Genomic DNA, 20,514 nt, shown 5'->3' with positions numbered 1-20,514 from the left:
GCTACAACCGGATCAGACCGTAGGTGAGGGCGTAGCGCACCAGCTCGGTGCGGCTGCTGGTGCCCGTCTTGTTGAGGAGGCGGGTGACGTATTTTTCCACGTTGCGCACGCTGGTTTGCAGTTGTTTGGCAATTTCTTTGTTCATCAGACCCTCTGCTACCTTCTCCAACACCTGCTGTTCCCGTGGTGTCAGCTCCACCTTAATCGGTGGGGGTAAAGGAGTTGGGGTGGGGGGCTGAGAGGGAATGGTCGGGGGGAGAGTTCGCTCCGATAGCAGGGCGCGAATCGAGGCCAGCTCGCGGGCCACTACCTCCGAGGGGCTGGCCGCGCGGGAGCGCTCGATGAGATTGGAGACAATGGCCACCAGCTCCTCCGGGTCGAATGGCTTGGGCAAGTAGGCATCGACGCCGGCCCGGTAGCCCTGGATGCGGTCGGCGGTCATCCCCTTGGCGGTGAGGAAGACCACGGGCAGGTGGCTGTAGGGATCGAGTTTTCGCACTTGCGCCAAAAATTGGTAGCCGTCCATGCCCGGCATCATGATGTCGGAAATAATCAACTGTGGCTGCGTCGTGCTGAGCAGTTGCAGGGCTTGCTGGGCATTGGCAGCCGGGATCACCTCAAAGCCGCTGTCTTCTAGATAGGCTTGCACTGCTTCCCGCAAGCCTGGCTCGTCATCCACCAACAAGATGCGGGCCCGTGCCGAGGCAGGTTCGGATTTGGCTTGAGCGAAGGGGGCCATTGTGCAGCTCCTGGATAGCTTTCAAGATTTTGGCTGGAAGAGACATACCTGCTCCATTTAAGCCCTACTGGGCCGTGAGCAATCTGAGGCGGAAGCAGGAGCCCTGGGGGGAGCTTTCCACCTCGAGATCTCCTCCCATTTGGGCGGCCAAGTCGCGGCTGATGGCCAACCCCAGCCCCTGCCCCGGCTTGGAGGGATCGGCGCGAAAAAACGGATCGAAGATCCGCTCCAGGTTCTCAGGATGGATGCCGGGGCCGTTGTCGCAGACGGCGATCCACACCTCCTGGCAAGAGGAGGCGCTTGAGCCTCTCGCTTCCTCGGCGGGCTTGACCTCTACCCTGAGCTGGATATCGCCGGGGGGCGGGGTGTACTTGCAGGCGTTGTCGATTAAGTTATCCAACACCTGGCGCAGGGCGCGGGGATCTGCCAGTACCGGCGGCAGGAAAGGGGGAAGAACGGCCTGAAAGCGATGTCCCTGCGCTTCCGCCAGGGCCTGATAAATAGGGCTCCACTCCCGCAGCAGGTCGGCCAAGGAGAGGGGCCGAAGTTGGAGAGGAGCCGGGATCCCGTCCAAGCGCTCCAGCTCCGCCAGCAGATCCTGCAGATGCTTGCACTCCTGTTCAATGCTCAGGCCAATCCAGTGGTTGCGATCGTCGGGGGGCAGACGCTTTTGCAACAACTTGGCCAGCGTGCTCAGGGCGGTTAGAGGATTGCGCATCTCGTGGAGCAAGGTGGAGAGCTGCTGGGCAGATAGAGTGATCCCCCCGCCAGGCCTGGGATCCCCGCCCCCACAGACGGGCTCAGGCTCTGGGTGAGGTTCGGCAACTTTTTTCGCTCTCGGCATGGATCCCCTCTTTCAACTCTCCTGGAGCAAGCAAATCGATCCTAGCCCCATCCTCCCTGGGATTTGCCACTTCAGACCGGCTCCAGGCCGGCGGACTAGAGCTGGCGGGGTAAGTAGATATTGAGAATTTCCCCTTGCCGAGCCCGATGGCGCACAGTGAGATAGCCCCCCAAAGCTCGGAACAGGGTTCGGGCTACTGGCAGGCTGAGGCTAATGGCCCCGGTATCTGGCTGCACCACCAACAACTGGCCAATTGGCTGAGGGGACTTAAGTTCCAGGCTAGGGGTGTCGCTCCCCTCGGGGGTGTTTACCTGGAACTGCAGCTTCACCAGCTCGCCAGCGCTGAGCAATTGGGCGCGGATGCCGCTGCCAGCGGGAGTACTACGGGCTAGGCGGTCGATAATTCCAAATAGCACCGCCTCCAGGGCTTTGGGATCGCTGACCACATCGGGCAGCTCGGCAGGGATCTCCAACTCCAAGCGGGATCCCCGCCGTTCCACCTGTTCCTGCCAGCGGGGCAGGTTTTGCCGCACCAAGTCCACCAGCGCAATCGGCTCCAGTTGCAACCGACGTCCCTCGCCTGGCGTGGCAGCGGGCATGACCGTTTCTGTGGCCTGGAAAAACAGACCGAAACGGTTGATTTGCTCGGTGCACTCGCGGTCGATCTTCTCCACGTATTCCCGCACCCGCGGTGGCAGGTCGCGCCGCTTCAGGATGAGGCTGACCAAGGTGCGGATGGTGCTGAGGGGCGTCTGGATCTCGTGGATGAGAGCCCGCAACAACTCCGCCTCCGAGAGGCTGCCCGCTTGCTCTGGCTCGGCTTGGGGAGCGGAGGAGCGGCCGTGGGCGGGAGGCTCAGGCGCCGGCGAGGAAGCGGAAGATGAAGAAGCCGGGATCTGCCTTGCTGCTGGTGGCGGTGGAGGCACAGCGGCAGCCTCCTGTTCTGCCCTGGCAGGGGGCAGGCGGGCGGGCGGGGATCCAAACTCGGCCAGGTTACCCAGCAGAAGGAAGCTGCTGAAGCGGGCCAACACCCGTACATGCGGCTGCATCAGGGGATAGTGGCGGGCCAACTCCTGCCAAGCGGCCAGCCGGTCTGGCCTGCCCTGTTGAACCCGTTGCTCCAGGCTCTGCCAGGCTCGTCGGATCACCTCCGGCTCAAAAGAGACCATCATCCCCCTCTGCCGGGTGTGGGGATGGTGACCCTGGGCAGCTACTGCCGAAAAAACAGGGGTGAGCAGCAACAGAAAAGGCTCCTCCACCAGTGGATCCCGCGGCAGGAGAGGGATCACCGTCTGCCCAGGGGTGAGGATTGACTCAGGGGAAAAATCCGGGCTGAACAACCAGGGGGGTTCCCGTGCCGGCTCCCAAGAGTGGCGGGGAAGATGCAGCGCATCCATGGGCAGCGGCAGTTGGGGTAAGGGATCCTGCACCACCCAAGGGGGCCACCAGGAGACCGGCCCCCCGATCACCACGCCAAACTGTCCAACCTCTTGCCATAGCTGGAGCAGGGCTGCCACCGTCTGCTGCCAAGAGCGCTCTCCCGCCCCCGGCAACCATTCTGGCAAGGGTAGAGCGGCCCACAAGGCTTCCATCAAGGACAGAAATCGGCGGCTGTTCACGGATCCCTTTGATCCCACCCTTCCCCTGTAGGCTAGCGGTTGTGGAGCTTCTAGGACAGCGGAAAACCTCACCTTCTCCAGGGCGGATCCCCGTCTTGCTCACCCAATCCGTCCATCTGGCAGAGTCGCCCCGCGCAGGTTGGCTCCCGCGAGGTTGGCGGTGCTGAGGTCGGCGCGGGTGAGGATGGCCTCGCGGAGATCGGCATTTTCCAGGTTGGTGCGGCCCAGATAGGCATCCACCAGGCTGGCCGATCTCAGGTCGGCCCCGGCCAGGTTAGCCCGACTCAGATCCGTCCGCGCCAGCTTGGCCGAGCGCAGGCAGGCGGCGGAAAGATCGGCTCCCGCCAGATCTGCCTCGCTGAGGTTGGCTTCCGCCAAGTTGACCTGGCTGAGCATGGCTTCCTTCAAGTTGGCCCGCCCCATCTGCACCCCCTGTAGGTCCCCGCCCAGAAAGGAAGCTCCCCTCAGGTCGGCGTTGCTGAGGAGGGCCCCGCGCAAACAGGCCCGCTGTAGGTTGGCTCCCTGTAAGTGGGCTCCGATTAAACTGGCCTCTTTGAGATTGGCCCCCCTTAGGTCGGCCCGCGTCAAATCCGCTCCCGCCAGGTTGGCCCCGCTCAGGTCGGCGCGGCTGAGATTGGCGCTGCGCAGCACGGCTGCCCGGCGACTCTCGAAACGGAGATTGGCCCCCCGCAGGCAAGCCCCCCCCAGGTTGGCGCTGGTGAGGTTGGCCCAGCGCAGATCCGCCTCTAGCAAGTTGGCGTCGATCAACAGAGCCAGCGCCAAGTTAGCCCCGTGCAAGTCCGCCCCTTGCAACGTGGTGCCGTGCAAATGCGCATCTCTGAGATCTGCCTCGCTCAGGTCAGCCTGGCTGAGGTTGGCCCCACTGAGATTCGCTCCCACCAAGTTGGCCTTCTGCAGCTTGGCCCGCCCCAGGTAGGCAAAGATCAAGTTGATACCATGCAGGTCGGCCTGAGAAAGGTCTATCCCGATCAAATCCGCTCGGCTCAGATCCAGAGCGGCCAGGTTCTCGCCTGCAAAGTTAACCCGTCCTGCCCGGTACAGTCGGAGCAGATCTTTGGCATCCATTGGCATCCATAGAATCCATGGAAGAGAGCTGATCCCGCGCTCATGGCCATTCTAAAGCGAGACACTGCACTGGAGCGCCAGCATTATCGGCTCTAGGGAAGGCAAAGGACTTGGCCTCGCCGGCGCGACCAAAAAAGTAGGGTGGCCGCCAGGGTAACAGCAGAGCGGTTGGACAGCGCCTTTGAAGGTTCGTTTCGGGACTCCGAAGAATCTCTGCCCTCAAGGGTGAGGAGGGTCAGGGCTTTCGCGCCCGGCGCTGTCTTGGATGTTGGCAGCGGCGAAGCGGCATCCCTCACCCCCCACCCCTCTCCCACTGGGAGAGGGGGGCTGCTCCTACAGCTACAGCTCTCTCTGACTTCAGGCGAGTTGACGGGATCCCAGAATGGCGGGCTTGGTTTTCAAACCAGGCCAAATAGACGGCGCTCTGCCTCCTCCATGCGGGCCAAGAAAGCGGCGAACTTGGTGGAGATCTCCTCGACTTCCTGCAAAAAGGCGCGCAACGTCTGGTACTTGAGAACTAAGGCTTCTTCTAGGGGACGGCTCTGGAACTGTTCGTCCAAGGCCTGGCCCAGCTCGCTCAGGGCATTTTCAATGGCGGTTTTGATCGCGCCAATGCTGCGCCGCACCAAGCGCATCACTTCCTGCTCCAACTGGGGCTTTTGGCGGGCCAGCTCGCTGGTGGCCAGCACCTGCCGCAGAGCGGCATAGGGATCCCCCACCTGAAGCGGCATCTCGGCCATCTCTCCTGGCTGTCCCGCATTGCCGGCGGGCCGCAGCAAACCCCACTCCGACTGCTCCAGCCTACTCAGGATCCCTCTGAACAGGGCAGCGGATCCCTCTACGTCTTTCAGAAGGCCACGCAGCACCTGGTGTTTGAGGCTCAGGTATTGGTCCGGATCCTCGTCCTGCAGCCCTTCGTCCAGGGCGTTGCCCAACTCGCTCAGGGTGTTCTCGATGGTGGCCATCAGGGATCCGGCGCTACGGTGCAGCAGTTGGCGGCAGGGTTCTGGAAGCTCTGACGCCAGAACGGCAGGAGCAGAAAAAGCAGGGGGCTCGGCTGTCGCTTCCCCCTCGTTCGGGCTTTCGGACTCCAGCCAAGTGATGCGGCTGGACTCCGTCCCGCCAGTGCCGACGGCATTTTCCCCATTGAGCCAATCGAGATCGGCGGCGAGAGTCTCGGCAGCTAGCCCCCCACCGGCCATTGTTTCTTGGGACACGTAAACGTAGAGAGGCTGCAGCATCTGCAGCACGGCGTTAGCTGCTTGGCTATCCTGCTCCGGCTCCTGGAGCTGCTGCACCGCCTGTTGCAGCCGCGCTTCCAGCTCCTGCGGGGAGTTGCAGGCGTCGTAAAGGGCTCTGAGCAGCTCGTCGAGACTGTAGCGCCGTAGGGCCGCCAACCCTTGCACCGTGGGCTCTAGCCTGTGGTGCAAAGCCGTGAACAAAACCAGCTTGGCCCGCAAGGGACTTGTCTGCTGCATCACCCCCGCCCGCAACTCGAACGGGTCGTAGTCTTGCTTGTGCAGTTGTAGGCCGCCGTATCTCACAGGTAAGCTGGGCGCAGGCGCCACCCAAGCCGGCAGATCCCCAGATGAAGCAGTCAGAGGGCTGCCGGGATCCGATTGAGACTGGTGATAGAGGAGCTCGAGCTTGCTCAGCAGCAGTTTGGCGACGCGGGCGTATTCAGCCTTCTTGTTGATTTGGCTGATGGCGTCGCGAAAACGCCGGACTAGGTCCTCCAGGGTCGCATGCTCGCGGTAGAGCTGCTCCAGCAGAGCCTTTAGCTCCTCCCCGCTCAGCTTGACAGCGTCGTTTGTCCAAGTGTGGGTGCAGGTGAAGTAAACCAGCTTTTTTACCCGGTCTGCGTACTCGCCCTGCCGCACCTCTTGGACGATAAGGTGAAGGGGATCCGAGAGAACCATAGGAGCTGCTCAGTGGGAGTTTTAGGCCTTGGGGTTAAAAGGCCGTTTCTGGAGGAGCATGGTCAAGAGGTCCTACCATCATCATGTAAGGAAGCGGCGAAGGCAATCAACCAGGGCCAAAGGCTCTATCCGCCTCAATCCTCTTGCCAGTCTAGGTCGGAATCGGTCAGGATGCGATGGCTCTGCTTACGGCAGGTCAGGTGGTGCCCCTCCCCCCTTCGCTTGAGACCTGGGCAAGCTGGGGCAGAGTTTGCCGCTTGCGCTTCCTGGAGTTCATGTAAAAGCTGTAGGTAAAACCCCCGCCGCTCCCAGTCCAGCTCCCGCAGCCCACAGCCCGGCTCCCGATCGTGCAAGCAATCGCGAAACTGACAGGTGCCCAGCCGCTCCCGCACTTCCGGAAAGCAACGTATTAGCTGCTGAGGGGAAACCGGCGGGATCCCTTCGCCGGCATTGAACCCCGGAGAGTCGGCAATCCAACCCCCCTCTGGCAGAGGGAACAGCTCCACATGGCGGGTGGTGTGCCGCCCCTGGCGCAACTTCTCTGACACCGCTTGGGTGGTCAGCTGAACAGCCGGCAAGAGTCGGTTGAGCAAGCTTGACTTGCCTACCCCTGAGGGGCCAGCCACCACCGAAATCTGATCCCGACAGCGGCGGCGCAGCTCGGGGATCCCTGCCTCAGTAAGGGCACTGACCAATAGAGGCTCATACCCCCACCGCTGCAGACGCTGTCGCCAGCTCTCTGCCACCGCCGCCTCTACACAATCGCACTTGTTGAACACCACCTGAACTCGCAGGTGGCTGGCCTCGGCCTGCACCAGCAGACGGCTGAGGGCGTTGGGCTCGGGCTCCGGCTCGGCCAGGGCCATCACCACCAAGACTTGGGTTATGTTGGCGATGGCCGGTCGAGGCAACTGAGTTCGCCGCGGCAGAATGGCCTCAATTGCCCCCCGCTCCGGCCAGAGAGAGTCGGCAGCCGGCGGTAAGCTAACCTCCACCCAGTCCCCCACCATCACCGACTGCCCCATTTTTTTGAGCTTGGCCCGAGCAGTGCAGAGAAGCTCCGCCGGCATCGGCTTTTGGGCCGGGAAATGCGCCTCGATCTCAGGAAAAAGGGCAGCCAGCTCGGGATCGATGCGCACGCGATAAAAGTTGGCCTGGGCGGCGCGCACCCAGCCAGTGCAAGTGGATCCCTGCCCCTCCTCTTGGACGGCGCTCCGGTGGCTCATGCCAAATTCCCACGGCGTACCCAGAGGATGTGGTGTCCCTCGGGCGCCGCTTGTTGCCCTTCAATGTAATGCCCCGCCATCGTCAGGCTCTTGGGCACCTGCTCCAGAGGCTCTCCTGCATCCAGCCACAGCTCCAGCACCTCCCCCGGCGCCATGCGTTCTAGGCGCAACTTGGCGCGCACGTAGTTGAGCGGGCAGGGGATCCCGCGTTGATCCAGAACCAGCTTCACCTCGTGGGGGGGAATTGCCTCTGCCGTCATTCTTCTTCTCGCTCTCGGTTGCCGGGCATTTGGGCCAGCCCCCGCAACAGCCCGCCCAAGAAACCGTCCCGCTTGTTGATGCGTTCCCCATGCAACTCGGCCAGGCGCATAAGCAGTTCCCGCTCTTCCGAGCTGATGCGGGTGGGAATCTCCACTACCAGGGTGATTTTGTGGTCGCCCCGCAACATCGGATTGCCAAGGCGAGGTACCCCCTTGCCCTCCAGAGTTAGCACCGTACCCGGCTGGGAACCCGCCGGAATGGTCAGCTCCGCCTCTTCCTCCAGGCCCGCCTTCGAGTCCACCGTGGGCACCAAGACTTTAGCCCCCAAAATGGCCTGCAGATAGCTTACCCGCACCTGCGAGAAGATGGTGAGACCATCCCGCTGGAAGTCGGGATCCGGCTCGACGAAGAGGTAAACGTAGAGATCCCCAGGTGGGCCACCGCGCCGACCGGCATCCCCCTCGCCAGAAACCCGCAGACGGGTGCCGCTGTCCACGCCGGCAGGGATGTTGATGCGCAGCTTCTTGGTGGTCTGGGCGAGGCCCTCGCCATTGCAGTTATAGCAGGGCTCTTCCAGCACCCGGCCGGCACCGCCGCAGGTGGGGCAGATCGAGACCTGGGTAAAGTTGCCAAAGGGGGTGCGGGTGGCCCGCCGCACCTGACCAGCGCCGCCACAGGTGGGGCAGACTTTCACATCTGTGCCGGGCTTGGCCCCGCTGCCCCCACAGACCGGGCAGACCTCCAAGTGGCTGATGCGAATTTGCTTTTCGCCGCCGAAGATGGCCTCGAGAAACTCCAATTTCAGGTCAAAGCGCAGGTCATCCCCGCGTACCGGCCCTTGGCGGCTGCGGCTGTAGCCAACTCCCCCTCCCGCAAAGTTGGTGAAGAAGCTCTCGAAAAGGTCGGCGAAGCCACCGATTCCGGCGAAATCCTGGAACCCGCTGGCGGCAGCCGCCGCACCGCTCAGCCCAGCTTCCCCAAAGCGGTCGTAGCGAGCCCTCAGCTCGTCGTCCGAGAGCACCTCATAGGCGCGGTTGATTTCCTTGAAGCGATCCTCAGCCCCTGGCTCTTTGTTGACGTCAGGGTGATACTTGCGGGCCAGCCGACGATAGGCGCGCTTAATCTCTTCCTTGGAGCTATCACGGCTAACCCCCAAGATTTCGTAGTAGTCACGAGCCATAGAAGCGCTTCAGAGAACAAGGATCGAATGACGCCGGAAACACAGCTTGCCGGATGGCCCAGGCAATGCCCCTCTGCCATGCCCCAGAGCTGAGCAAAAGCCTTCGCCGAGTATCCTCAGCGAGTGCCATAGATCTCACTCCCCATCTCTAGGAGCACAGCCCGCAGCTCTTCCATTGCATTCCGTAAAGTTGCTAAGTCTACGTTATCATTTGCCAGCAGCGCCCTCAATGTGCCCGCCGCCTGGGCCCCCCTCTGGAGGCAGATCTCGCTAAGGCGACTGCCGTGCTCCTGCAGGGTCTTCTCGTAGTTGTAGAGCAGGCTGTCCGCTTGGTTGCGGGCTTCCACCAACTGCCGCCGGCGCCGATCTTCTTCGGCGTAGGCCTCGGCTTCCCGACGCATCCGCTCGATCTCGCTGCTGCTCAAGCCGCCGTGGTTGGTGATCTTGATGCTCTGCTCGATCCCCGTCCCCTTCTCGCGGGCGGAGACTTTCAAAATGCCGTTGGCATCGATATCAAAGGAGACTTCGATCTGGGGCACCCCGCGGGGAGCTGGCGGGATCCCGGTTAGTTGAAAGCGGCCCAAGGTCTTGTTGTCCTTGGCCATAGCCCGCTCTCCCTGCAAGACGTGGATTTCCACCATTGTCTGGCCGTCGGTGGCGGTGGAGAAAATTTGGGTTTTGCTGGTGGGAATGGTGGTGTTGCGCTCGATGATGCGGGTGAATACCCCGCCCAAGGTCTCCACGCCAATGGAGAGGGGAATCACATCCAACAGCAGCAGGTCTTTCACTTCTCCGCCTACCACCCCTGCCTGGATGGCTGCGCCAAGGGCTACTGCCTCGTCGGGGTTGACGGAGCGATCCGGGTTTTTTTTGAAGATTTGCCGAATCTTCTCCTGAACAGCGGGAATGCGAGTAGAGCCACCCACCAGCAGCACGCGGTCGATATCCTCAGGGGAGAGGCCGGCATCCCGCAAAGCTTGCTCGGTGGGCTCAACAGTAGCCTCCACCAGATCCTGCACCAACTCCTCGAACTTGGCGCGGGTCAGCTCCACTTCCAGGTGTTTGGGCCCGGAGTCGTCGGCGGTGATAAAGGGCAGGTTGATGAGCGTAACCTGGGTGCTGGACAGCTCGATTTTGGCCTTCTCCGCCGCCTCCCGCATCCGCTGCAAGGCCATGCGATCCCGGGAGAGGTCGATCCCTTCCGTCTCCAAAAACTGGCGGTTGAGCCAATCGACAATTCTCTGGTCAAAGTCATCCCCGCCCAGGTGGTTGTTGCCGGCGGTGGCTTGTACCTCGAACACGCCGCTGCCCAGTTGCAGCACCGAGACGTCGAAGGTGCCGCCACCCAGGTCGAAAACCAAGATGCGCAGATCTTGATCTTGTTTGTCCAGCCCGTAGGCCAGGGCGGCTGCCGTCGGTTCGTTGATGATGCGCAACACCTCCAGTCCGGCAATGGTGCCCGCGTCTTTGGTGGCCTGGCGCTGGGCATCGGTAAAGTAGGCGGGGACGGTGATCACCGCCTGAGTCACCGGCTCCCCCAGATAAGCCTCCGCGTCGGCCTTCAGCTTTTGCAGGATCATTGCGGAGATCTCCTGGGGCGTGTAGGCGCGATCCTGCACCACCACCTCCACCATGTTGTCCCGGCCAGGGATCACCTTGTAGGGGACTCGCTTGCGCTCTTCTTCAGTTTCGGCGAAGGTGCGGCCAATGAAGCGTTTGATGCTGAAGATGGTGTTTTCGGCGTTGGTAACCGCCTGACGCTTGGCCAGTTGGCCCACCAGGCGGACGTTGTTCTTGGCAAAGCCGACGATGCTGGGGGTGGTGCGCCCTCCTTCGGCGTTGGTGATCACCACGGGCTTGCCCCCTTCCAAAACCGCCACGCAACTGTTGGTGGTTCCCAGGTCAATCCCGATGACTTTGCCCATACCCCTCTCTCCCCGTGCGTCAAATCCCAACCCAGGACAATTCCACGGATCTCATAAGAGCATTTTGCCCAGAATCCCGCAGAAACCTTCAGGCGGCGCTTCCGCCTCCGTAGCTTTACTGTAGCCTTTTTGAGGCTATCCCGGCTTTGTTTGTCAAGGTTCAAGTGAGCAAGTTTGGTTAGCTAATCCGCCGTTCGCGCTAGCGGGACGTAGTCCTGGAAGCCCCGCTCTGTACCCCCCAGTCCCCCAGCCCCCCAGTCCCCCCGTATACGGGGGGATATAGGGGGGCGGGCCGACCAGAGTCGGGATGAGAGGCGGGAGCGTTCAACAGGTACAATGCATTCATCATGAGAACCGCTTACCAGTACCGCTTGCGCCCTACTGCTAGCCAAGTCGCCCTGATGGGTGAGTGGCTGGAGCTGCTGCGTAGGCAGTACAACTATCGCCTGGCAGAACGGTTCAACGGGTGGGAGCAGAATCGCTGCAATATCCATGCCTGCTCCTTGACGGTCTGTCATCTGCCTGAGTTGAAAGACAAGCCCGATTTCGACTCCCACAAACGAGACTTGGTAAACACAAAGGCTCTCTTCCCCGAATACCAAGCGATTCATTCCCAGGTGCTCCAAGACTGCCTACAGCGGGTACAAAGGGCCTTTGACCGATGGCTAAAAGGTGACCGCAACGGCAAAAGGGCAGGCAGGCCTAGGTTTAAGGGAGTAGGGCGGTATCGCTCCTTCACCTTCCCTCAGATGAAGCAGGACTGCATTCGAGGGCAGTTTATCCATCTGCCCAAGGTTGGGCCGGTCAAGCTGGTCCAACACCGCCCTTTGCCCGACGGTTTTACAAAGTAGCCAACCAGCGCAAAGATTTTCACTACAAGATGGCAAAGAAGTTGTTAAGTAAGGGGAAGCACATTGCTCATGAGGCGCTTACTATTAGGGGTCTGGCTAGAAGCAGACTAGCCAAATCTGTTGATGATGCTGGGTGGGGTGAGTTCCTGCAAATTTTGGCAGCCAAGGCTGAAAGAGCTGGGCTGTTGACGATTGCAGGGGATCCCCGCGGCAGCAGTCAAGGGTGCTCGGGGTGTGGTCGAGATGTGCCCAAAAAGCTGCATGAGCGGTGGCACGATTGTCCGCACTGTGGGTTGAGGATTGGCAGGGATCACAGCTCGGCGAGAGTCATCAAATCCAGAGCGGTGGGGCGTCCCGTTCTTCAAGCTCAGGAAATGTCCTGCTATCGGGCAGGGGTCACTGTTGGCGAAGCGTGGCGTAAGCCATGAAGCCTGCACTCTATGCGTCAGCATGAGTGTGGGAGTACGTCACCAAGGTAGGGAGCTATGGTAGTTGCAGCCTCTGCAGAAGACTTTGCCCTCTCCACTCAGCTTGGCTGGCCGGAGGCGGCCTATCTGCACATTCCCTTCTGCCGGCAGCGCTGCCACTACTGCGATTTTGCCACCGGCCTGGGCACGCGCGAACTGATCGAAACCTATGTGCAGAGGCTCTGCCAAGAGATCGGCGGCGCCCACCGCTACCGCCATTTGGCCGGGGATCCCCAGCCCTTGACCAGCATTTTTTTCGGCGGCGGCACCCCTTCCCTGCTGACGGTGAAGCAGTTGAGTCGGATTTTGAGCCAATTAAGGGAGAGGATCCCGTTTCATCCCGACTGCGAGATCTCGCTCGAGGCCAACCCCGGCACCCTGACACGGGAGCAGTTGGCAGGCTACCGGGATCTAGGGGTTAACCGCATTAGCCTAGGGGTACAGGCCTTTCAAGCGGAGCTGCTGGCCGCCTGCGGTCGCCTCCATGGGGTGGAAGAAATTTACGAGGCTGTGGCCGACTTGCAGGCGGTGGGCTTTGAGAATTTCAACCTGGATTTGATCTTCGGGCTGCCCTATCAAACTTTAGAACATTGGCAGGAGTCACTGCAGGCTGTTCTTGAAATCAACCCCACCCATGTCTCCGTTTACGATCTCACTCTCGAGCCGGGAACCCGCTTTGGGCGTCTCTACCGGCCGGGGGAGGCGCCTCTGCCCAGCGAGGAGACCACGGTTGCCATGTACCTGACGGCGCGGGAGTTGCTCACCCAAGCCGGCTACATCCACTACGAGATCTCCAATTTTGCCCGCCCTGGGTATGCCTGTCGCCACAACCGGGTGTACTGGGAAAACCGCCCCTACTTTGGCTTTGGCATGGGATCGGTCGGCTACGAAGGGGGGCGGCGCATTCAACAGCCGAAAACTCTCCACGCATACTTTGAACAGGTCAAAGCGCAGGTTCACCCCCTGCCGCCGCCGGCTTCTGCAGAAGAAATCTGGATGGATACGGTGATGTTGGGGTTGCGCCTCCAGGAAGGGCTGGAGTTGGCAACTCTACAGGAGCGCTTTGGCAGCAGGAAGGTGGAGCAGGCCTTGCAGAGGCTGGATCCCTATTTTGAAAAAGGTTGGGCCAGTTGTGAGGCGGGGCGGCTGCGGCTAGTCCCGCCGGAGGGCTGGCTGTTTTCCAACGAAGTCATTGAAGAGCTTTTGTTTTGAAGAGAACTGGGCAGGACATCAGTGAAGAAAGCAGCCGCCCGGTTCAAAGTCGACCTTTGTCCAACTTGTCTCTCAGAGGGTGGGGATAGCAGGGCTTACTGGCCGGGGGGATAGCGTTGCAAAACCTGCTTCAGGTAGCGCCCCGTATGGGATCCCGGCTGCTCAGCCACTGCCTCAGGGGTGCCTACGGCCACGATCTGGCCGCCCTGGTCGCCTCCTTCTGGCCCCAGGTCAATGATCCAGTCGGCACAGCGGAGGATGTCCAGGTTGTGCTCGATCACCAGCACCGTGTTGCCCACATCCACCAGCCGCTGCAGGACGTTCAAGAGCTTGTGAACGTCGTAGAAAGACAGGCCAGTGGAGGGCTCATCCAGCAGGTAGAGGGTTTTGCCGGTGGAACGGCGAGACAGTTCTGCCGCCAGCTTTACCCGCTGCGCTTCCCCGCCGGAGAGGGTGGGGGCCGGCTGGCCCAGCTTGATGTAGTCGAGGCCCACATCGGCCAGGGTCTGCAGGATCTTGGCCGCAGGGGGCAGGGCAGCGAAAAACTCCAGCGCTTCTCCCACCGTCATATCCAGGACTTCGGCGATGTTTTTGCCCTTGTACCTGACCTGGAGGGTCTCGCGGCTGTAGCGGCTGCCGCCACACACTTCGCAGGTAACATACACATCCGGCAGGAAGTTCATTTCAATCACGTTCACCCCCTGCCCTTTGCAGGCTTCACAGCGCCCCCCCTTGACGTTGAAGGAAAAGTGGCCAGCGTGATAGCCTCTAGCCTTGGCCTCTAGAGTCTGGGCAAAGGCCTGGCGGATGGGATCAAATAGACCCGTGTAGGTGGCAGGGTTGGAGCGAGGGGTGCGGCCAATGGGGGATTGGTCGATGACGATCACCTTGTCGATGTGTTCAACGCCCTGCAGCTCTCCCATTTCCGCGGGTTTGGGCACCTTCTGGCCGAGGTAGTGCCGCAGGGCGGGGTAGAGCAACTCGTTGACCAGGGTGGACTTGCCGGAGCCGGAGACGCCGGTGACGCAGACCAGCTTGCCCAGGGGGATCTCCACATCGATGTGCTTGAGGTTGTTTTTGTGGGCATCGGTGAGCTTGAGGGAAACGGCCTTGCCGGGCCGCCGCCGAGCCGGGGTCGGGATCCGCCGCCGCCCCGACAGATAGGCGCCAGTGAGGGAGCGCTCGCAGGCCAGGATATCGGCTAGAGACCCTTGGGCCACCACCTCTCCCCCGTGGATGCCGGCGCTAGGGCCAATATCCACGATGTGGTCGGCGGCGCGGATGGTTTCCTCGTCGTGTTCCACCACAATGAGGGTGTTGCCCAGATCCCGCAGGCGCAACAGGGTTTGCAACAAGCGCTCGTTGTCCCGCTGGTGCAAGCCGATGGAGGGTTCATCCAACACGTAGAGCACCCCCGTCAGGCCGGAGCCAATCTGGCTAGCCAGCCGGATCCGCTGCGCTTCACCCCCCGAAAGGGTCATGGCCGGGCGGGCCAAGGTGAGGTAGTCAAGGCCCACGTCGATCAAAAACTGCAGCCGGGTTTTGATCTCCCGCAGCACCAGCTCGGCAATCTGCGCCTGGCGAGGGGTGAGCTTCAAATGCTCTAAGCGGTGTAGGCACTCCCGGATAGAGACCTCGGTGAGATCGGTGATACGGTAGCCGCCGACGCGCACTGCCAGGGCCTCAGGGCGAAGGCGAGCCCCCCCACAGGCCGCACAGGGGCGGTAGGTGAGGTAGGTTTCCAGCTTTTGCCGGTAGGTCTCGGAGGTGGTTTCTTGGTAGTGCCGCTGCAACTGCGGGATCACCCCTTCGTAGCGACGGTAGTAGCCCCGGCCCCGGTAGGGGGATTCTGCCTCAACGTAGATCTCCTGGTCGGTGCCGTAGAGGAGGATCTGCTGCTGCTCGGGAGTGAGGTCGCACCAGCGGCTGCTGAGGTCAAAGCCCAAGGCCCTGGCGACCCCTGCCAGCAACGCCAGGTAGTAGGGGTTCTCCCGCTCGGCCCAAGGTGCGATGGCCGCGTAGAGGGGAAGTTTGGGATCCGGCACGATCCGGTCGGGGTCGAAGATGGGCTCAAAGCCCAGCCCGTGACAGACAGGACAGGCGCCGATGGGGGAGTTGAAGGAAAATAGCCGCGGCGACAGCTCGCCCAGCACCGAGCCATGTTCGGGGCAGGCAAATTGTTCCGAAAAGATCAGCTCCGTCGGCTTGCCGTTGAGGTACTGCCCCGCCACCTCGGCCACTTTTTGCAGCAGGTGTTCCCGCTCTTCCTCTCTCGGCAAGAGCTCCACCACCGCCAGTCCCCCCGACTGGCGCAGACAGGTGGTCAGGGAATCGGCCAGCCGCTCGGCGATCTCGGGGCCCTTGACCAGCCGATCCACCACCACCTCAATGGTGTGGGCCTTGTTTTTGGCCAACTCGATCTCTTCGCTCAGATCCCGCACTTGGCCGTCGATGCGCACCCGCACAAACCCCTGCTGGCGCAAGCTCTGCAAGAGGGCTGCATGGGTGCCCTTTTTTTCCCTCACCACAGGCGCCAGCAACTGAAAGCGCGTCCGCTCCGGCAGGGCCAGGATCTGGTCCACCATTTGATCCACCGTCTGGGGGGCAATCACCCGGTCACAATGGGGGCAGTGGGGGATCCCGGCCCGCCCGTAGAGCAGCCGCAGGTAGTCGTAGATTTCGGTAACGGTGCCCACCGTGGAGCGGGGGTTGTGGCTGGTGGACTTTTGGTCGATGGCAATGGCCGGGCTCAAGCCCTCGATGCGGTCTACATCCGGTTTGTCCAGTTGCCCCAGAAATTGCCGCGCGTAGGCGCTGAGGGACTCCACATAGCGCCGCTGCCCCTCGGCAAAGATGGTGTCGAAGGCCAGAGAAGATTTGCCGGATCCAGAGACGCCCGTAAACACCACCAGGCGATTGCGCGGGATCCGCAGCTCGAGGTTTTTGAGATTGTGCTGCCGCGCCCCCACCACATGGATTTCGTTTTGGCCGGACATCTCATCCCCTTTGTGCGCAGCGTGCGTGGATCTGCCGCCAAAGTCGGCGAGTCAAAAAACATTAAAGAACATTAACGATTCTAGTGCCGCGACAGAAGTCTGTCCTCTCCAGGGCGAGCGGGGGTGCCAGCAGGCCGCGTCGGTTTTGGGCAGGGAGCTGGCTTGGCTATCTTGGAAGGGCAACGCAAGGGCTCCTCGAAAAGCCAATGGCCTGGCCGCTCCTTTCTCTCCAAAAGGTCTTCATCTACCTGCTGGTGGGGATCGCCTTCACGGCCCTTTGTCTGGGGGATCAGGCCCTGTCGCCGGCGGTTATCGTCCTCTGCTTGGCGGCGGGGGCTGCCAGTTGGTTTTGGGAGCCGCCCCGGATTAGTTTTGCCCGCTATGCTTCCCTGTGGATGCCCCTGACGGTGAGCGTGTTGGTCAGCTTGGCGGCCCTGGTGCTGGCGGGCGTGCTGCCGCTTTCGGATGGGGCCATAGGCCTGGTGCTTTACCTAACAGGGGCCAAGTTGTTCCAGCGGGAACGGGCAGCAGACCACATCCAGTTGGCGGTGCTGTCTCTGCTGCTGATGGCTATCGCCACCCTCTTCAACGAAGACATCAGCTTTGGGTTTTTATTCCTGCTGTATGTGGGGGTGGGGCTGGTTAACCTCACCCTCTATCACCTGCGCCTGCAGGCGGAGCAGCACCCGCAGGCGGCCAGCCAAGTCCGCGGGATCGACCTCAGCTTTTTGGGGTTTCTGGGATCCCTGGCCTTGCTGGCAACAATTCTCTCGGTGGTTTTGTTTTTCCTCTTCCCGCGGCTCAGCTTGGGGATCTTGGGCCGGCAGGCCCGCTCGCCGGTGATGACCACCGGCTTTGCCGAAGAAGTCAGCCTGGGGGAGTTCGGCACCCTTAAAACCGACAACACCGTTGCCCTGCGGGTGGAGTTCCCGGCAGGGGTGCCCCCCCAGGTGGAGTCCCTCTACTGGCGGGGGATCAGCTTTGATCGCTACGACGGGCGGGCTTGGTCGCGGACGCTGAACCGCGCGATCCCGATTTTCCCCACTGCAGCAGGGGTCTTTGATCTCTCGGCTTCCCCCTTGATCCCCACCGCGAGCGACCTCCAGTTCTTCCCCCTGGAGCAGCGGATTTACCTAGAGCCGCTGGCCACCACCACCGTCTTTGGGGTGGCGCCGCTGCTAGAGGTGGAGTGGCTAGATCGAGGTGGGGCGATGACTCCGCAGCAGGCATGGCAACGGCAAACTCGCCGCCTGCTCCTGCACGAGAGCGGGGATGTCAGCCATTCTCTGCCCCCCCGGCTGCCCTATCTCTACCGCGCCGTGAGCTGGATCCCCCAGGATCTAAGGCCCCGCCTGCGCCAGCTTGGCCGGGAGGAGCTGCTGAGCGCTCTTGACCCAGTCCAGCAACAAGCCTATCTGCAGTTGCCAGCAGACCTGGATCCGCGCATTCCCGCCTTGGCTGAAGACGTTACCGCTGGGATCCCCAATGTCTTTGGCAAGGTGACGGCTTTGCAGAACTACCTGCTGGAGAACTACGCCTATACCACCGATCTGCCGGATCCCGGGGCCGAGCCGCCTTTGGAGGCCTTTTTGTTTACCCACCGCCGCGGCCACTGCGAATACTTTGCCACCGCCCTGACGGTGCTGGCCCGCAGCCTCGGCATCCCGGCCCGCGTGGTCAATGGCTTCTTGGGCGGGCGCTGGGTGGCGCAGGAAAAGTACCTGGCGGTGCGCAACGCCGATGCCCACTCGTGGACGGAGATCCCCTTTGGCCCCTATGGATGGATCATCTTCGACGCCACGCCGCCCGAGGCCAATGTCAGCCAGCGGCAAAGCTGGTGGGATCCCCTGCAAGATTTTTACGACAGCCTGCGCTTCCGTTGGTTTAAGTACGTCATCCAGTACGACCTATCCACCCAGCGGCAGATCTGGCGGCAGATTCAGGAGCTGGCCAGCCGCGTGACCGCTCCCCAAAAGCAGGAGGATGTCGTTGCTGCCCTCCGCCGCAGCTTGGTGGGCTGGGGGCAAAGCCTGCAGCAAAACAGCCTGCCGCTGGTGGGGGTGATGGTCATCACTGGCTTCACGGCCTACTGGGGCCGCCGCCGCCGCTACCAGGCCGTGCGCTGGCAGGATGGGGGATGGATCCTCTTGGCCACAGCCGCCAATGGAGTGGTGATGGGATCCCTGTGGCAGCCTCCGCCCCCCTGGCCCACCTGGATGGTTGGCCTCTTGCTACCGAGTCTGGCCTTTGCTGGGATGCGCTGGATCCCGGCGGCTCTACCCAAGTCGCAGCAGCGCCGCCAGCTTATCTCAAGGCTTTATCTGCAACTGCGGGATCTGGCGACGGCGGTGGGGATCCCAGCCCACCTAGGCCCTGAGGCCTGCCTGGAACACTTGCGCCACTCCGACTTACCACAAGCCCAGGTGGCCATCCAGTTCTTGGAGCGCTACCTGGAGGTGCGCTTCGGTGGGATCCCGTTGGAGGCGGGCGAATTGCAGCGCTGGCAACAGCAATTCAAACAGCTCAGACGAGCATGGCAGCCACTGGCCAAAACCCCCAGAAGAGCCGCCTGACCAGAAGGACGGCTATGCCCTGGAGCAGGTACCCCAAAAGCCCTGCGAGAAGCCTTGACAGTTATGAGACAGTTAAGAGATAGTTAACGTTAGTTATAGACCCCGTAAGCTGCACTGTCAGACGGGGAAATCGCTCAGTGGCGCACTCGCTTCAGGCACGTTTCGCGCTGCTGCATTGCTATGCCCTTGCAAACTCATCTGAAGCTGTGTTACGTTTTTCAACGTTCAGCTTCGAAGGAGCAAGGGCGTGTTAGCTACGCGTAGCTATTCTCTGAGGGCAGCGTTGGCTGCAACTTTGTGTCTGCTGTCCTCGTCAGTTTTTTCCTCCAGTGTGGCTCAAGCGGCGCCTAAGCCAACCGGCAACGGTGCAATCTTCTTTCACCCAGATGGAACCTCAGCTTCCCACTGGGACATCACACGCATTCTCTACTACGGCCCCGATGGCTTTCTGAACTGGGATCGTCTCCCCGTGATTGCCCCCTATCGCGGGCACCTTCTCGACCAGCTTGGGGGAACTTCCAACGCCGGAGCGGTGACCCATGCCACGGGAACCCGTGTCCACGCCAAGAGCTTTGGGTTGGATCCGGACGGCAAAGAGTACCCCTCTGCCAACGGCACCCTGAACACGATCATGGAAGAGGCCGTGGCGGCAGGCTTGGGTACGGCTCTGGTGCAAACGGGATCCATCATTGAGCCGGGGACAGCTGCCTTCGTTGCCGAAGTTGCCAAGCGCAGCGACTATGAGGAGATTGCCCTGCAGGTGGTGGAGTCAGGGGTAGACATCATCCTCGGCGCTGGCGAGGAATGGCTGCTGCCGGAAGGTGTCCAGGGCCGCTTTGGCAAAGGGAAGCGCAAGGATGGCCGCAACCTGATTGAGGAGGCCAAGAAAAAGGGGTACGCCGTTGTCTACACCCGCGACGAGCTGCTCAAGCTGCCGGCAGATGTCTCCAAAGTTTTGGGGGTGTTCAACGTCGAGGACACCTTCTACGACAAGCCTGAAGAAGAGTTGCGGAAAGAAAACTTGCCCAACTACATCGCCAGCGCCCCCACCATTGCCGAGATGACCGAATTTGCCCTGGCGCGGATCTCCCGCAATCCTAAGGGCTTCTTCGCCGTCATCGAAGAAGAGGGCACTGATAACATGTGCAACAACCTCAATGCCTCTGGCTGCCTGGAGGCCATGAAGCGGGCCGACGATGCCATCGGGGTGATTCTCAACTTTATCGAGAAGAATCCCAAGACCTTCATGATCACCACCAGCGACAGCAATGCCGGTGGCATGCAGTTGGTGGATGTCGAGTCCGCCGATGAGCCGTTGCCCCCTACTGACCCCGAAGGCAGTGGTGCCCCCATTGACGGAGTTGACGGCACGGGCACAAAGCCGTTTATTTCTGCTCCTGACAAGAATGGCAAGCGCTTTCCCTTTGCCGTGGCTTGGGCTACCGGAGATGACGTGGGCAGCGGCGTCATCGCTCGCGCTGCGGGCTTGAAGGCCCAAGAGCTGGTGCCGACCACCGGGATCCTGAACACGGACATTTATCGGATTCTCTACTTCGTGCTCTTCGGGGAGCAGATCCCCAGCGAGCTCAAGCCGTAGTCTCAGGCAGCCCGGCCTT

Annotated in this window: 15 protein-coding genes; 5 read left to right on the top strand and 10 right to left on the bottom strand. The window is 61.6% G+C overall.

The genetic code is table 11. The features are described from left to right. Nucleotide 1 precedes the first annotated feature (1 nt). The 9 genes from CYA_RS03715 to dnaK form a co-directional block, all read right to left on the bottom strand. A complete protein-coding gene (locus tag CYA_RS03715; protein WP_011429686.1) occupies nt 2-739 on the bottom strand; it encodes a response regulator transcription factor in 738 nt (245 codons plus the stop codon). 64 nt (nt 740-803) lie between these two features. Then, nucleotides 804-1,583 carry a sensor histidine kinase gene (locus CYA_RS03710; RefSeq protein ID WP_011429685.1) on the bottom strand — a complete coding sequence of 260 codons (780 nt, stop codon included), beginning with the start codon at nt 1,581-1,583 and terminating at the stop codon, nt 804-806. 95 nt (nt 1,584-1,678) lie between these two features. Next, nucleotides 1,679-3,202 carry a sensor histidine kinase gene (locus CYA_RS03705; RefSeq protein WP_041438144.1) on the bottom strand — a complete coding sequence of 508 codons (1,524 nt, stop codon included), beginning with the start codon at nt 3,200-3,202 and terminating at the stop codon, nt 1,679-1,681. 99 nt (nt 3,203-3,301) lie between these two features. Further along, nucleotides 3,302-4,288, bottom strand: a complete 987-nt coding sequence (locus tag CYA_RS03700) for a pentapeptide repeat-containing protein (protein WP_041438141.1) — start codon at nt 4,286-4,288, stop codon at nt 3,302-3,304. 398 nt (nt 4,289-4,686) lie between these two features. Continuing rightward, complete coding sequence (locus CYA_RS03695; protein ID WP_011429681.1) at nt 4,687-6,207, bottom strand: hypothetical protein; 1,521 nt, start codon at nt 6,205-6,207, stop codon at nt 4,687-4,689. A gap of 134 nt (nt 6,208-6,341) precedes the next feature. After that, nucleotides 6,342-7,433 (bottom strand): ribosome small subunit-dependent GTPase A, encoded by a 1,092-nt coding sequence (gene rsgA, locus CYA_RS03690; RefSeq protein ID WP_011429680.1) that lies wholly within the window; start codon nt 7,431-7,433, stop codon nt 6,342-6,344. Next, nucleotides 7,430-7,693 (bottom strand): sulfurtransferase TusA family protein, encoded by a 264-nt coding sequence (locus CYA_RS03685; protein ID WP_011429679.1) that lies wholly within the window; start codon nt 7,691-7,693, stop codon nt 7,430-7,432. The genes rsgA and CYA_RS03685 overlap by 4 nt, the downstream gene beginning before the upstream one ends. Continuing rightward, the gene (gene dnaJ, locus CYA_RS03680; RefSeq protein ID WP_011429678.1) at nt 7,690-8,874 is read right to left on the bottom strand and encodes a molecular chaperone DnaJ; all 1,185 of its coding nucleotides are present in this window, start codon (nt 8,872-8,874) and stop codon (nt 7,690-7,692) included. The genes CYA_RS03685 and dnaJ overlap by 4 nt, the downstream gene beginning before the upstream one ends. A 116-nt stretch (nt 8,875-8,990) precedes the next feature. Further along, the gene (dnaK, locus tag CYA_RS03675) at nt 8,991-10,799 is read right to left on the bottom strand and encodes a molecular chaperone DnaK (protein WP_011429677.1); all 1,809 of its coding nucleotides are present in this window, start codon (nt 10,797-10,799) and stop codon (nt 8,991-8,993) included. A 347-nt stretch (nt 10,800-11,146) separates the two neighbouring features. On the opposite strand from dnaK, the gene CYA_RS15255 reads away from it, so the two are divergent. Genes CYA_RS15255 through hemW form a run of 3 tightly spaced genes read left to right on the top strand, consistent with a single transcriptional unit; the run spans nt 11,147 to nt 13,329 of the window. Continuing rightward, nucleotides 11,147-11,650: an RNA-guided endonuclease InsQ/TnpB family protein gene (locus tag CYA_RS15255; RefSeq protein ID WP_228375435.1), complete on the top strand. Its 504-nt coding sequence runs from the start codon at nt 11,147-11,149 to the stop codon at nt 11,648-11,650. 29 nt (nt 11,651-11,679) lie between these two features. After that, nucleotides 11,680-12,078 (top strand): transposase, encoded by a 399-nt coding sequence (locus tag CYA_RS15250; RefSeq protein ID WP_228375434.1) that lies wholly within the window; start codon nt 11,680-11,682, stop codon nt 12,076-12,078. A 57-nt stretch (nt 12,079-12,135) separates the two neighbouring features. After that, nucleotides 12,136-13,329: a radical SAM family heme chaperone HemW gene (hemW, locus tag CYA_RS03665; protein WP_011429676.1), complete on the top strand. Its 1,194-nt coding sequence runs from the start codon at nt 12,136-12,138 to the stop codon at nt 13,327-13,329. Nucleotides 13,330-13,424: 95 nt separating this feature from the next. On the opposite strand, the gene uvrA is transcribed toward hemW, so the two are convergent. Next, nucleotides 13,425-16,325, bottom strand: coding sequence for an excinuclease ABC subunit UvrA (gene uvrA / locus CYA_RS03660; RefSeq protein ID WP_011429675.1), 2,901 nt, complete (start codon nt 16,323-16,325; stop codon nt 13,425-13,427). A gap of 206 nt (nt 16,326-16,531) precedes the next feature. Here uvrA and CYA_RS03655 point away from each other — a divergent pair, with 206 nt between their 5' ends. Both CYA_RS03655 and CYA_RS03650 read left to right on the top strand, forming a co-directional pair. Next, a complete protein-coding gene (locus tag CYA_RS03655) occupies nt 16,532-18,898 on the top strand; it encodes a transglutaminase TgpA family protein (protein ID WP_011429673.1) in 2,367 nt (788 codons plus the stop codon). Between the two features lie 331 nt (nt 18,899-19,229). Beyond that, on the top strand, nt 19,230-20,495 hold the full coding sequence (locus CYA_RS03650) for an alkaline phosphatase (RefSeq protein ID WP_228375433.1): 1,266 nt from the start codon (nt 19,230-19,232) through the stop codon (nt 20,493-20,495). Nucleotides 20,496-20,514 lie beyond the last annotated feature (19 nt).

Source organism: Synechococcus sp. JA-3-3Ab, assembly GCF_000013205.1.
In the GTDB taxonomy this organism is placed as follows: domain Bacteria; phylum Cyanobacteriota; class Cyanobacteriia; order Thermostichales; family Thermostichaceae; genus Thermostichus.
This window is presented reverse-complemented; position numbering and strand designations above follow the sequence as displayed.

What these genes read in the sequence shown, in the direction of transcription:
- CYA_RS03715 (WP_011429686.1), bottom strand. Translation starts at nt 739, where the DNA reads ATGGCCCCCTTCGCTCAAGCCAAATCCGAACCTGCCTCGGCACGGGCC.
- CYA_RS03710 (WP_011429685.1), bottom strand. Translation starts at nt 1,583, where the DNA reads ATGCCGAGAGCGAAAAAAGTTGCCGAACCTCACCCAGAGCCTGAGCCC.
- CYA_RS03700 (WP_041438141.1), bottom strand. Translation starts at nt 4,288, where the DNA reads ATGGATGCCAAAGATCTGCTCCGACTGTACCGGGCAGGACGGGTTAAC.
- CYA_RS03695 (WP_011429681.1), bottom strand. Translation starts at nt 6,207, where the DNA reads ATGGTTCTCTCGGATCCCCTTCACCTTATCGTCCAAGAGGTGCGGCAG.
- rsgA (WP_011429680.1), bottom strand. Translation starts at nt 7,433, where the DNA reads ATGAGCCACCGGAGCGCCGTCCAAGAGGAGGGGCAGGGATCCACTTGC.
- CYA_RS03685 (WP_011429679.1), bottom strand. Translation starts at nt 7,693, where the DNA reads ATGACGGCAGAGGCAATTCCCCCCCACGAGGTGAAGCTGGTTCTGGAT.
- dnaJ (WP_011429678.1), bottom strand. Translation starts at nt 8,874, where the DNA reads ATGGCTCGTGACTACTACGAAATCTTGGGGGTTAGCCGTGATAGCTCC.
- dnaK (WP_011429677.1), bottom strand. Translation starts at nt 10,799, where the DNA reads ATGGGCAAAGTCATCGGGATTGACCTGGGAACCACCAACAGTTGCGTG.
- CYA_RS15255 (WP_228375435.1), top strand. Translation starts at nt 11,147, where the DNA reads ATGAGAACCGCTTACCAGTACCGCTTGCGCCCTACTGCTAGCCAAGTC.
- CYA_RS15250 (WP_228375434.1), top strand. Translation starts at nt 11,680, where the DNA reads ATGGCAAAGAAGTTGTTAAGTAAGGGGAAGCACATTGCTCATGAGGCG.
- hemW (WP_011429676.1), top strand. Translation starts at nt 12,136, where the DNA reads ATGGTAGTTGCAGCCTCTGCAGAAGACTTTGCCCTCTCCACTCAGCTT.
- uvrA (WP_011429675.1), bottom strand. Translation starts at nt 16,325, where the DNA reads ATGTCCGGCCAAAACGAAATCCATGTGGTGGGGGCGCGGCAGCACAAT.
- CYA_RS03655 (WP_011429673.1), top strand. Translation starts at nt 16,532, where the DNA reads ATGGCCTGGCCGCTCCTTTCTCTCCAAAAGGTCTTCATCTACCTGCTG.